Raw genomic sequence first — 12,003 nt, forward strand, 5'->3', positions numbered from 1 at the left:
TCCAGAACCCAGATTGGAACCACTCCCATGACTACCACCGACACCGCCCGGCCGGGCACCGCGTCCTTCGCCGTCCGGCGTCCCGCAAGCCAGGGAGCCCCTGCCGGGCTGCCACCCGTGGGACATTTCATCAACGGAGCCTTCGTGCCGGGCTCCTCGCCTGAGCTGCTCGACGTCGTCAACCCGGCCACCGAAGCCGTGCTGGCTTCGGTTCCCGCCGGCACCGCCGCAGACGTCGATGCCGCGGTGGAGGCCGCCGTCGCCGCCCAGGTTTCGTGGGGCGCCACCACGCCGCGGGAGCGATCCGAAGTGCTGCACCGCATCGCCGACATCCTCGAGGCCAACCGCGCCGAGCTTGAACACCTCGAGGCTGCCAACACCGGCAAGCCCCGCAGCGTCGCCGAGGACGACGTGTCCAGCACCATCGACACCTTCCGCTTCATGGCCGGCGCCTGCCGCACCCTGACCTCGTTGGCTGGCGGTGACTACGCCGGCGGGCACACCTCGGTGATCCTGCGCGAACCGGTGGGCGTGGTGGGTGTGATCACGCCGTGGAACTACCCGCTGCTCATGGCCGCCTGGAAGATCGCGCCCATCCTTGCCGCGGGCAACAGCGTGGTCCTGAAGCCGTCGGAGCAGACTCCGCTCTCCACGCTGAAGCTCGCCGAACTGGTGGCCGGGCACATCCCGGACGGCATCTTCAACGTCGTCACGGGCCAGGGCCGCACCGTCGGCCAGCGCCTGTCCGAGCACCCGGACATCGCCTTGGTGGCGCTGACGGGAAGCGTGGCAAGCGGACAGGCCGTGGCCGCCACCGCGGCCCGTTCCGTCAAACGGGTCCACCTGGAGCTCGGCGGCAAGGCACCCGTGGTGGTCTTCCCCGATGCGGACCTCGCCGCGGCAGCGGCCGGCGTGCGCAACGCCGGCTACTGGAACGCCGGCCAGGACTGCGGGGCCGCGTGCCGGGTACTGGTGCACGAATCGGTGGCTGAGGAGTTCACCCGGCTCCTCGTCCAGGAGGTGGCAAGCCTGGTGGTCGGCGCCCCGGACGCCGGGGACGACGTCGAAATCGGACCGATGATCTCCCGCCAGCATTTCGAGCGGGTCAAGGAGGCATTGGCCGCCGCGAAGGCAGCCGGGCTGCGGACCGCCGTCGGAGGCTCGGCGCTGGAGGGCCCGGGCTACTTCATCGAGCCGACGGTGATCACCGATGTTCCGGCGGGCGCCCCGATCGCCAGCCACGAGATCTTCGGCCCCGTGGTGACGGTGGAAACCTTCGCCTCCACCGAGGAAGCGGTGAAGCGGGCCAACGAAACCCCCTACGGCCTCTCGGCCTCGGTGTGGACCCGGGATTCGGCCCTGTCCCTCAGCGTTCCCAAGCAGCTGGACTTCGGTACCGTGTGGGTGAACGCCCACCTGGTCCTGGCCAACGAGGTGCCGTGGGGCGGGTTCAAGGGATCGGGCTACGGCAGGGACCTCTCCCTCTACGCCCTGGACGACTACTCCCGGACCAAGCACGTCATGATCAACCACGGCGTCTGAGCCCTGACCCGAAGATCGGAGCCTGAAATGAGCAACGCGCCCACCCGCGGACCCCTGGCAGACGCGGCCTTCCCGCCGGTCCCGTTCGGCACGGACGTGCCCTGGAGCAACTGGGGAGGGAACCAGCACGCCACACCAGCCTTCACCGTGCGGCCGGGCAACGAACAAGAGGCCCTGGCCGCAGTGCGCTTCGCCATCAAGGAAGGGCTGCCGGTCCGTGCCGTGGGCTCGGGGCACTCCTCCTCCCCGCTGGTCCAGACGGGCGGGGTGCTGCTGGACATGGCGGCCATGGCGGGAATCACCGGGACCGACCGCGAAAACCGGCGTGTGCGGGCCCTGGCCGGGACCACGATCAACGCCTTCGGCGATCCGCTCTGGGAACAGGGCCTTGCACTGGCCAACCAGGGCGACATCGACAAGCAGCAGATCGCAGGCGCCTTGTCCACCAGCACCCACGGCTCGGGGATAGGGCTGGGCAGCTTCTCCTCGGCGCTGCGCTCGGTAAGGCTGATCGACGGCCACGGCGAGATCGTCGAAATCGGCGAAGGCCAGCTCCGCGAACTCAGGGCAGCGCAGGTTGCTCTCGGGACACTGGGCATCTTCCTGGAGGTGGAGCTCGCCGTCGAGGAGGCCTACTACCTGCAGGAGGAAATCACCTACCCCGATTGGGCCGAGACCGTGGCCGGCTGGGATGCGGACATCGCCGGCAACCGGCACTACTCCTTCCTGTGGTGCCCCGGCGAAGGCTCCGCGGAACTCCTCGATCTGCCCGGCGCTCCCGGCGAGCGCATGAGCAACCGGAGCTACACCAAGCGGTACAACGTCGTCGAACTCAAGGACGAAAGCGGCATTTCCGGCGTCGAAGGCAAGCGCCTGGACCGTTCCTACAGGATCTATCCGGGCGGCTTCACCACGCCGTTCCACGAGCTGGAATACTTCGTCCCGACCGGGCACGGGCTGGCGGCCACGGAGGCCATCCAGGATCTCATCCGCACCAAGCACCCGGACCAGCAGTACCCGGTGGAGGTGCGGTGGGTGAAGGCGGACGAGGGCTACCTGTCGCAGTTCCAGGGCCGGGACACCACGGTCATCACCCTCACCACCGAACCCGGAACGGACTACTGGCCGTTCTTCCGTGACGCCGACGCCCTGCTGCAGGAGTTCGAGCCCCGCGCACACTGGGGCAAGATCCACTTCATGAGCCGCAGCCGCCTGGAAAGGCTCTACCCCGAGCTTGATACCTTCATCCAGGTCCGCCGGGAATTCGATCCCCGCGGAGTGTTCCTCAACGACCACACGCGCGCGCTGGTGGGCTGACTTTCCCGACGCGGCGTCACTTACGGCCCATTTTGCCCGGCGGAATGGGCCGTAAGTGACGCCCGTGCCCAAGGGGTACGACTTCCGATTCGGGCAAATTACAGTTGCCTGCTCCGACGGTCCAGTTCGGCTCTTCGAGCCTCTTCCTAGGCAACGGCAAAACCTTGACGTTCGTCCCTTTTTTCACAGCTCATCTGGTCTAGTGACCCGCCGGGCCATCCTGCTGCGGCTTAACAGCGGCAGCCGCCTCCCGAGTAGATGCGGTGACGTCCGCGAGGATCCGCTCGTGGATCTGGGCGGTGAGCTTGTGAATCGCACGCGTCAGCTCAGTATTCTCCTCGAGCAGTTGCTCCTGGGCGTTGTAATCATGGTCTGCCTTCACCTGTTGGAAAGCCGCTTGACGGTTCTGTCCGATCATGACGAAGGTCGAGAGAAAGATCGCTTCGAGCGAGACGATCAGCGTCAACGTCGGCCACGGGCTTTGCTCGAACACGAGCATCCATACAGCGAAAAGCAACACATGCAAGTAGACGAAGTTCATCGATCCGGCGAAGGCCGTGATTGCATCCGCGACTCGAAGCTGAATGCTTGCGGCCCGGCGCTCGGCCTCGGCCAGGACCGATGGGTGCAGCTTTGCCGGCTCGCTTTGGGAGAGCAACCGTGTAGGTCTCAGATACGATCGCGGGTGCGCAGGAGCGCCCGTCGTTGACGTCGGTTTGGTTCCAGTCTGTTGTGTCATGGGTTCAATCCCTTGGCTAGCGGCGAGCCCGTCCCGCCTCTGAGAGCGAGCCTAGCGCCGCCTTGCGCCTAATCGCAGGACCAAGCGGTGACTCAAGAACCAGAATGTACGCGTGTCAGCTACAGACGACAGCTTGGGCACTAAACTGGCCGCATGACTCCCCAGGAACTGGCCAACCTTGCGCACCTGCGCCGGGCCAAGGACCTGATCGACCGCGAGTACGCCCGGCCCCTGGATGTGCCCACGATGGCGGGCGGCGCGCTCATGTCGCCGGCGCATTTCTCCCGCCAGTTCAAGGCCGCCTACGGGGAGACTCCCTACAACTACCTCATGACCCGGCGGATCGAGCGGGCCATGGCCCTGCTGCGTGCCGGCAGCAGTGTCACCGACGCCTGCATGGAGGTTGGCTGTACCTCGCTGGGGTCCTTCAGTTCCCGCTTCACCGAGGTGGTAGGCATGACACCCAGCGCCTACCGCGACCGGGAGCACCAGGCAGTGAAGGCCATGCCTTCCTGCATCGCCAGGCAGCGCACAAAGCCGGACCGCAAGCCGAGCAGGATTGAAGAAGCATCCGCATGAACGCCGCAATAGCTTTGAGGCATGAACATTTCACTCCAGTACTCACAGATCACTGTCAACGACCTTGACGAATCGCTCGCCTTCTACCGTGACGCGCTCGGCCTCGAGGTGCGCAACGACGTCGGCTCCGACGGGCAGCGCTGGGTCACTCTCGGCAGCGCCTCCCAGCCGGACCTGGAACTGGTGCTTTCCGAGCCGCACGCCGGCCGGTCCAAGGACGACGGCGACGCCCTCCAGGTGCTCCTGACCAAGGGCGTGCTGCCCGTGATCGTGTTCCGCACCGACAACGTCGACGCCACCTTCGAACATCTCCGCTCCGCCGGTGCCGAGGTGCTGCAGGAACCGATCGACCAGCCGTGGGGTCCGCGGGACTGCGCGTTCCGCGACCCGTCCGGCAACCACGTCCGCTTCAACCAGACGGCGTAGCAATCAGCCGACAGGCGGCTGACCCCACGCGCCTCAGGCCTTGACGGGAGTGCGGAGCCGGGGATCGTCGTCGGGCAGGTCTTCCTGGCTCAGCTCCTCATCGGAGAAGCTGACGCCGGCACTGTCCGCGGGGGCCGGATCCACCGGCTCCAGCGCCTGGACCATTTCCTCATAAAGGGCCGGGGCGACGTCGTCCTCCCGCCGTGCGGGCGCCTGCACCGGAATTGCGGCGGTCACCGGGGCAGCCGTCGGCGCGGGCGGCACGTGCGGGGCGAGATATTCCGGCGCGTGGTACTCCGGGGCGAGGTAAGCCTCTTCGAGCGCGGCCCGCTCCCACTCGATCTGGTCAAACTCGGCCTGCTCCTGGGCAGCCCGCTCGCGGTGCAGTTCGGCGACCTCCGCACGCTTCTGGTACATGTGCACCGTGAGGTGGGTGATGGCCAGGAGCACCACCGGCGGCATCGCGGCAACAAGCGCGGAAACGACCGGCGGGATGCCGGAACGGATCGCGTCCACGGTCAGGATGGCATGGACGGAGTTGGCCGCCGTGGAAACGATCGCGCCGAAGAAGAGCAGCGTCCACGGGTAGACCATGGCCCGGCGGCTGTGGCCGTTCAGCGCCACGATCGCCACCGTGGAGGCCACGATCATGCCGTCCACGATGATGGGCCAGATCCAAGCCAGGTGGGCTTCGATGCCGGAGCGCTGCGCAAGATCGGTCAGGGCCGCGAAGGAAAGGATGAAGGCGCCGACGGCGATCACCACAGTGGTGCCGACCGCGGTGAGGAGTACGGCCTTGTGCGGCTCGTTGGGGATCGTGGTGTTCACCGGATGATTTTACCGGCCGGAGCCGCCCTCGAATTCCCATGGCCAGGCCGCCCGTGCCCTCTCCCCTGTTGGCGGATTCCGGGCGTAGTCTGGCCTTAAGCCGGGGTTCAGGAATCCGGGACAGGCCAATGGCTGGGAATTGGGTCTGGGGCATGACGATGAGGAATGGTCCAAAATTCACAGTGGCGACGACCCTCGGCAGGGTCTTCGGATACTTAGTCCTGAGCGTCATCGGCGGGGTCCTGTCGGCCAGCCTGGTGGTGCCGGTGATCGCGGCCACGGGGTTCGCAGTCGGTGGATCCGTCTCCTACTTCAACGGGCTGCCGGCCGAGCTGCAGGTGGGCCCGCCGTCGCAATCCAGCAGGGTGCTGAGCGCTGACGGGAAGCTGATCGCCACCTTCTTCGCCGAAAACAGGGTGCCGGTGAAGCTGGAGAACATCTCGCCCTACGTGCGCCAGGCAATCGTGGCGGTGGAAGACAACCGCTTCTACGAACACACCGGCGTGGATCCGCAGGGCATCATCCGGGCGCTCCGGGTCAACCTTAGCGGCGGGGACCGCCAGGGCGCCTCGACCATCACCCAGCAGTATGTGGCCAACGTGCTCAACGAGCAGCGCCTCTCCGCCGGGCGGATCGATGAAGTAGTGTTGGGCAACCAGAAGACCTTGCTGGACAAGCTGCGCGAAATGAAGCTGGCCCTGGAACTGGAGAAGAAGTACAGCAAGGCGCAGGTGCTGGAGGGGTACCTGAACATCGTCTTCTTCAACCGGGATGCGTACGGCATCGAGGCCGCGGCCCGGCTGTTCTTCAGCACCTCGGCCAAAAACCTCACCCTGCCGCAGGCCGCCCTGCTGGCCGGGCTGGTAAACAGCCCCAGCTACTACAACCCGATCGCGAATCCGAAGGCCGCCGTGGAGCGGCGGAACGTGGTCCTGTCCAAGATGCTCGCCCAGGGCGTGATCGGGCAGAAGGCGTACGACGCCGCCACCTCCACTCCGTTGAAGCTGAAGGTCACGCCGGCCCGCCAGGGTTGCGCCGGGGCCGCGATGGCGCCCTACTTCTGCGACTACGTGGCGCACCTGATCCTGAACAACAAGGCCTATGGCGCTACCGTCGATGACCGCGAGAAGCTGCTGTACCGGGGCGGGCTGACCATCACCACCACCCTGGACAGCCGGCTGCAGGCCGCGGCCCAGACGCAGGTGAACCTGTCGGCCGGCGCCAACCCGGACAAATGGGGAGCCTCCCTGGTGACCGTGCAACCGGGCACGGGACGGATCCTGGCGATGGCGCAGAACACCGTGTTCCTGCCTGCGCCGGGGAAGTTCGATACCCAGCTGAATTTCAATGTCGATGCCCGGGACGCCAACGGCTACGACCTCAGTGGAGCAGGCGGCTTCCAGCCCGGTTCCACCATGAAGCCGTTCACCTTCGCGGAGTGGCTAAACGAGGGCAAGCCGCTGAATGCGATCGTGGATGCTTCGCGGCGAGTCTACCCGGTGGGGTTCCCGTGGCGGTCCAGCTGCGGCCAGCGGGTGTTGGGCGGCTACAGCTCGGCGCAGAAGGCCGCCAATGAGGGTGCCGACGACGACTTGCAGAACAACGATCCCGGCTACTACCGGCCGATGCCCATCAACTACGGCCTGTTCAACTCGATCAACACCGCCACCTTCGCCACCGCGGCCCAGCTCGATTTCTGCGGCATCCAGAAGATGGTGGACGCCGTGGGCCTGCACAGCGGGCTGGACCGGGCGCAGATCAACATGCACCAGCTGGGCAACCTGCTCGGTGCCATCGGAGTCTCCCCCCTCAACCTGGCCAGCGCCTTCTCCACCTTCGCCAACGACGGCCGCTACTGCGAGCCGATCGCCCTGGTTTCGGTGGTGGCACATGACGGCCGCCACTTGGCCGCGGACCGCGCAAGCTGCCGGGACGCCGTGAAACCGGAAGTGGCCCGCGGCGTCAACGCCGTCCTCCAGGACGTCCTGGTCCAGGGCTCCGGCTGGTACATCCACCCGAAGGTCCAGGACCTGATGCCCACCGCCGCCAAGACCGGAACGTCCAACACCAACGGCGCCACCTGGGTGGTGGGCTACACGCGCGGGCTCGCAACGGCGTCGTTCTTCGGCGACACCTCCAAGGGCCAGACGCGCGAGGGCCGCAACGTCACCATCAACGGCAAGTTCTACAAGGTGCTTGACGGTTACATGATCGCCGGCCCGCAGTGGGCCAACTACATGGTGAACGTGGTACGGCTCTACCCGGGTGGCAAGTTCCCGGATCCGCCGGAGTCCATGATGCGCGGCCCCGGCCCGCGCCCCAGCAAGGTCGGCCCGCCACCTGCCCCGGCGCCGGTCAAGAAGGTGGACGCCACTCCTGTGCCCGAGTCTTCGCCTACGCCGACGCCCGCGCCGGCACCTGCCCCCGCGCCGAAACCCAAGCCGCCCAAGCGCTGACGCTGCATTTGCTTCCGAGATGGAATTGCCGCCGAACTGCAAGCAAATTGCCCTTGAAGCAATTTCATCGACGACGGGAAAATCGATAAATGGCGCGCCGGACCGGCTTTGTGGTTTTCAAAGTCCCGGCCGGGATGAAGCCCGGCAAAGCCGGGGTCACCGCCGTGCCCCATCAGCTCGACTGGTGCGATGACACGGGTAGGAATAACCGGCTGGAGGCGAGGGTGCCGTGGATGCCGGGATTACGAGCGCATCCTGCGTCATTCCGGTTGTCCCGTTGGTGATCCGGCCGGTGAATTGATGGGAAAAATGGTGCGGGCAACTCCCCGTTCCTGCCCAACCGACCATCGGACGAATGTTCGGGGTAAACCCGCTAACAACTTCCGCTTCCAGGAAAGCCGGCAGCCCTCAGGAATTGTCCGCCCGCCTGGCGCGATAGGCATCCGCGGCATACACCCCGAGGATCCGTACTTCCGTGGTGAAGAATTCGAGTTCTTCCAGGGCGCGGCGAAGCCGGGGATCTTCCGGATGTCCTTCGACATCGGTCATGAACATCGTGGCGGCGAATTCGTCGCCCACCATGTAGCTTTCCAGCCGGGTCATGTTCACGCCATTGGTGGCGAAACCGCCGAGGGCTTTGTACAGGGCCGACGGAACGTTGCGGACGCGGAAGACGAAACTCGTAATCGCCGGGCCGGGCAATTCCTCCTTGGTTGGAAGCGGCCGTTCCTGCGTGAGGACCACAAAGCGGGTGGTGTTGCTCGGATCATCTTCGACGCCGGAGGCCAGGACCTCGAGCCCGTACAGTTCCGCCGCGAGGGGCGGAGCCAGGGACAGCTTGCGGGGGTCGTTCCATTCGCGCACTTCCCGCGCGGAACCCGCGGTGTCCCCGGCGATGACCGGCTTCAGGCCAGCCTCACGGATGATCCGCCGGCATTGCCCCAGCGCATGGATATGGCTGTGGACCTCGGTGGCTTCCTCGATGCTGCTTCCGGGAACGCCCATCAGGTCGAAACGGATCGGCAGGAAATACTCTCCGACAATCTGCAGCTTGGACTGCGGCAGCAAGGCATGGATGTCAGCCACGCGGCCGGCAATGGAATTCTCGATGGGGATCATCCCCAGTTCCACGGCTCCCGTCGACAGCAGCTCAAAAGCGTCCTCGAAGCTGGCACATGGAACGCTTTCCGCGTCGGGGAACATTTCCCTGCAGGCGAGGTCCGAGTTGGCTCCCGGCTCTCCCTGATAGGCAATCTTTGAGACCATGGTGCTCATCGTTTCATTGAGCCCTGCGAAGAACCCAAACGGCGTACGTTCATGAACGCACCGGGCCGCGGCCCAAAGCAAAAGGGTGCCGCCGCGGATTGCGGCGACACCCCCTGGCTGGATCGCTGGGCGCCTAGTTCCTGATGCCCGCGCTTGAATAGCCGATCTGAATCGTCGATCCGGTCGGCAGGCCGCCGATCGACTGGTTCAGGACAATTTCGACCATCGTGACAATAATTGCCGCGGAGGTCTTGGTTACCTTGTGCAAAGTGACCTTGCCCAAGCCCGGCACTTGGACCACGGTGTTGGGGGCAACAGAGGCATTGATCGCCGGCAACCCGGCGATCCTGAGGTTGGTGAACGTTGAGGTGTCGGTCAAGGTGACCACGCCGCCTGCCTGGGCACGGCTTGCGCTGGTCTCTGCCTTGATGGCGTCAGCCTGGATCACGCCGCTCAGGACATTGAGCCCGGCAAGGGAATTCGTCACGGTGCCCTTGAGGGCTGGAGCGACGGTGGTGGTGGTGGTCGTCGTGGAGGCGCCCACCGTTGCGAGACCCGGGAGGGTGGCTCCCGCCAGGTTTACCGTCTGGGTTCCGGCGCCGCAGCTGAGGGCGGCATACGCGGTGGGTCCCGAACCGAGCAGGCCGGTCGCCAGGGTGGTCTTTGTCGTGAACCCTGCGCCCGTGGCGTAGCCAAGCTGTGCCGGCGTCAGCTTAGCGAGGCTGACACCCAGGCGGATGTCCGTTCCGGCCTTCACGCCTGCGATTCCGGCCTTGAGGACCTCGACGCGCAGCGCCGTCGTCGAAACCTGGTAAGTACCGTTGACCAGCTTCTTTTCCTGGCCATTCAGCGTAACTTTGCCGAGCGAACCCAGGAGGGGCACGTTCAGGTCAATCACCGTGTTGGGGGCCGGGTTGGCGGCCACGGGGAGACCCAGGACCTTCAGGTTGGCAATATTGGTCTGGTTCGTGCCGGAAAATGCCCCGGCGGTGTTCTTGTCTGCGATACTCACGGACGAAATGGTCCCGGCCGTGATGAGTCCGCCCAGCAGGTTGGTGCTGCCGACAACCGAACGTCCTTCGATGCGTTTGCCGGTTGCCGTTTCCAGCGTCCTGACGCTCGTTGCGGCGGCGCCCACGGCACCCACTGCAGGCACATTCAAGGCTGCGGCGGTGTTGCTGGAAGTCAATCCGGTAAGACCTGTGCAGCCAATCGATGAATTAGCAGTGGGACCGGACGTAAGTGTCTTGTCGGAATTGTAAATGTAGGAACCATAGGCGATTCCCGAGAAACCAGTGGTGACCTGTGCGGGCGTAATACTCGGAGTCGCCGCCGTCGACGGGGCGAGGGGCCCGGCAACTGTAAGCGTCAGGGCGCCGAATAGCGCGGCCAGTGTTCGTTTCATGCTTTTCTCCCCATAGATAACACGAGACAATTCTCGCGGTGATAACACGATATCAGTTCAGTGCTAACAACAGAATCAGGGCAGTTCGCAGCGCAAACATGAATTGCAGCCTAAATACGTGACTCCTCGGAACGTAATTCAATCCAAGCTGCCGTTATGAATTCATGCCGCCATTCGGGGCCTTACCCGTGGATTCGCGGACCACCAAATGGGTTGCGAGCTCCACGCGGCGTGAGTCCAGGGTTTCGCCGCGCATCTGGCGCAAGACGAAGCGCAGGGCGGCGCGGCCCATTTCCTGCAGCGGCTGGGACACCGAAGTCAGTGGCGGTACGGATTCTTCGGCCTGGTACGTCCCGTCGAATCCCACAACGCTCATGTCCTCGGGGATGCGGACCTTCTGGCGGCGGGCCTCGGCAAGTACGCCCAGGGCGATGCTGTCGCTTGCCGCAAAGATGGCCGTGGGCCGTTGCTCCAGCTGGAGCAGGGACTTCATGCCCGCCACTCCGTGCTCGGGCCGGAAAGGCCCCGAGAAGATGTAGCTTTCCTCCACCGGCACACCTTCTGCCATGAGTGCGGCCATGTAGCCATGGAGCCTCGCCTGGTTGCATTCCGCAGCCTCCGGTCCGCCCAGGTAGGCGATCCGGCGGTGCCCGAGACCCAGCAGGTGGGCAGTCGCGGCCTTGCCGCCGGCCCAGTTGCTGGCACCGACGCTGACAACGTCGTCCGGGGGCGGGTTGAGTGGGTCGATGACGACGATGGGAATCTGCCGCCGCAGAAACGGCTCCAACTGTTCTGAGCCGAAGGCCGACGTCACCACGATCATGCCGCTGCGCCCTTCGTCGATGATGCGCTGCGCCCGCTGTTCGGGGCCGAGGGGCGAGGCTCCCTGCACGCCGGTCACGTTGAGGAGGACCTCGACGTCGGAAGCCGCCGCATGCTCCAGCACGCCGTTGAGCACTTCCACGCCGTATGCGGAGTTCAAGGAGTCGAGGACCATTTCCACTACCGGCCGCCGCCAGGCGATGTTCTTCCGCTGCAGGGGCGACTTGTAGCCGGAGCGTTCCAGCGCGGTGAGGACCTTGGCGCGGGTGTCCGCGGCAACATCCTCCCTGCCGTTGACCACCTTCGAGACGGTGGGGGCGGAAACGCCCGCTTCCCGGGCAATCGCGGCCAATGTCAACTTGGCTGGGCGTTCGCTGCCGGCCATACACACCTCGACTCTTTCGAAACATTTCGGTGGCAACAGTCTGTGTTCCTCTGCCCAAGAAGTCAACCAACATTTCGTCAAGGGGTTGAACTTTATGCCCCAAAGTCCTTGACCGTGACCAAGGCCACAGTTAGATTTGCTTCACAGGCCGAAAATACTGTCGAAATATTTCGAAGCGGAAGTACCAACGGCAACGGCCTCCCCGAGCGCCGGACTCCCGAAACCAACAGCCGGGCAA

10 protein-coding genes are annotated in these 12,003 nt (G+C 65.2%); 5 read left to right on the forward strand and 5 right to left on the reverse strand.

Annotated elements, in window-relative coordinates:
- Positions 1-27: 27 nt before the first annotated feature.
- Both ACN9M4_RS16835 and ACN9M4_RS16840 read left to right on the forward strand, forming a co-directional pair.
- Positions 28-1,542: an aminobutyraldehyde dehydrogenase gene (locus tag ACN9M4_RS16835; RefSeq protein WP_426299872.1), complete on the forward strand. Its 1,515-nt coding sequence runs from the start codon at positions 28-30 to the stop codon at positions 1,540-1,542.
- A 27-nt stretch (positions 1,543-1,569) separates the two neighbouring features.
- Positions 1,570-2,859: a D-arabinono-1,4-lactone oxidase gene (locus ACN9M4_RS16840; protein WP_426299874.1), complete on the forward strand. Its 1,290-nt coding sequence runs from the start codon at positions 1,570-1,572 to the stop codon at positions 2,857-2,859.
- 199 nt (positions 2,860-3,058) lie between these two features.
- Here the strand turns inward: ACN9M4_RS16840 and ACN9M4_RS16845 are convergent, their stop codons facing one another.
- A complete protein-coding gene (locus tag ACN9M4_RS16845; protein WP_426299876.1) occupies positions 3,059-3,598 on the reverse strand; it encodes a DUF1003 domain-containing protein in 540 nt (179 codons plus the stop codon).
- A gap of 153 nt (positions 3,599-3,751) precedes the next feature.
- Between ACN9M4_RS16845 and ACN9M4_RS16850 the strand changes: the two genes are divergently transcribed.
- Positions 3,752-4,177 (forward strand): helix-turn-helix transcriptional regulator, encoded by a 426-nt coding sequence (locus ACN9M4_RS16850; protein WP_426299878.1) that lies wholly within the window; start codon positions 3,752-3,754, stop codon positions 4,175-4,177.
- Positions 4,178-4,198: 21 nt separating this feature from the next.
- Positions 4,199-4,603 (forward strand): VOC family protein, encoded by a 405-nt coding sequence (locus tag ACN9M4_RS16855; protein ID WP_426299880.1) that lies wholly within the window; start codon positions 4,199-4,201, stop codon positions 4,601-4,603.
- Positions 4,604-4,636: 33 nt separating this feature from the next.
- Here the strand turns inward: ACN9M4_RS16855 and ACN9M4_RS16860 are convergent, their stop codons facing one another.
- On the reverse strand, positions 4,637-5,431 hold the full coding sequence (locus ACN9M4_RS16860) for a DUF2637 domain-containing protein (protein ID WP_426299882.1): 795 nt from the start codon (positions 5,429-5,431) through the stop codon (positions 4,637-4,639).
- Positions 5,432-5,583: 152 nt separating this feature from the next.
- Here ACN9M4_RS16860 and ACN9M4_RS16865 point away from each other — a divergent pair, with 152 nt between their 5' ends.
- The gene (locus ACN9M4_RS16865; protein WP_426299884.1) at positions 5,584-7,887 is read left to right on the forward strand and encodes a transglycosylase domain-containing protein; all 2,304 of its coding nucleotides are present in this window, start codon (positions 5,584-5,586) and stop codon (positions 7,885-7,887) included.
- 408 nt (positions 7,888-8,295) lie between these two features.
- On the opposite strand, the gene ACN9M4_RS16870 is transcribed toward ACN9M4_RS16865, so the two are convergent.
- From ACN9M4_RS16870 to ACN9M4_RS16880, 3 genes are all read right to left on the reverse strand, one after another.
- On the reverse strand, positions 8,296-9,153 hold the full coding sequence (locus ACN9M4_RS16870; RefSeq protein WP_426299886.1) for a prephenate dehydratase: 858 nt from the start codon (positions 9,151-9,153) through the stop codon (positions 8,296-8,298).
- 133 nt (positions 9,154-9,286) lie between these two features.
- Positions 9,287-10,558, reverse strand: a complete 1,272-nt coding sequence (locus ACN9M4_RS16875; protein ID WP_426299888.1) for a choice-of-anchor P family protein — start codon at positions 10,556-10,558, stop codon at positions 9,287-9,289.
- A gap of 154 nt (positions 10,559-10,712) precedes the next feature.
- Positions 10,713-11,765, reverse strand: coding sequence for a LacI family DNA-binding transcriptional regulator (locus ACN9M4_RS16880; RefSeq protein WP_426299890.1), 1,053 nt, complete (start codon positions 11,763-11,765; stop codon positions 10,713-10,715).
- Positions 11,766-12,003 lie beyond the last annotated feature (238 nt).

Source organism: Arthrobacter sp. R-11 (genome assembly GCF_049913155.1).
In the GTDB taxonomy this organism is placed as follows: Bacteria; Actinomycetota; Actinomycetes; order Actinomycetales; family Micrococcaceae; genus Arthrobacter.

What these genes read in the sequence shown, in the direction of transcription:
- ACN9M4_RS16835 (WP_426299872.1), top strand. Translation starts at nt 28, where the DNA reads ATGACTACCACCGACACCGCCCGGCCGGGCACCGCGTCCTTCGCCGTC.
- ACN9M4_RS16840 (WP_426299874.1), top strand. Translation starts at nt 1,570, where the DNA reads ATGAGCAACGCGCCCACCCGCGGACCCCTGGCAGACGCGGCCTTCCCG.
- ACN9M4_RS16845 (WP_426299876.1), bottom strand. Translation starts at nt 3,598, where the DNA reads ATGACACAACAGACTGGAACCAAACCGACGTCAACGACGGGCGCTCCT.
- ACN9M4_RS16850 (WP_426299878.1), top strand. Translation starts at nt 3,752, where the DNA reads ATGACTCCCCAGGAACTGGCCAACCTTGCGCACCTGCGCCGGGCCAAG.
- ACN9M4_RS16855 (WP_426299880.1), top strand. Translation starts at nt 4,199, where the DNA reads ATGAACATTTCACTCCAGTACTCACAGATCACTGTCAACGACCTTGAC.
- ACN9M4_RS16865 (WP_426299884.1), top strand. Translation starts at nt 5,584, where the DNA reads ATGACGATGAGGAATGGTCCAAAATTCACAGTGGCGACGACCCTCGGC.
- ACN9M4_RS16870 (WP_426299886.1), bottom strand. Translation starts at nt 9,153, where the DNA reads ATGGTCTCAAAGATTGCCTATCAGGGAGAGCCGGGAGCCAACTCGGAC.
- ACN9M4_RS16875 (WP_426299888.1), bottom strand. Translation starts at nt 10,558, where the DNA reads ATGAAACGAACACTGGCCGCGCTATTCGGCGCCCTGACGCTTACAGTT.
- ACN9M4_RS16880 (WP_426299890.1), bottom strand. Translation starts at nt 11,765, where the DNA reads ATGGCCGGCAGCGAACGCCCAGCCAAGTTGACATTGGCCGCGATTGCC.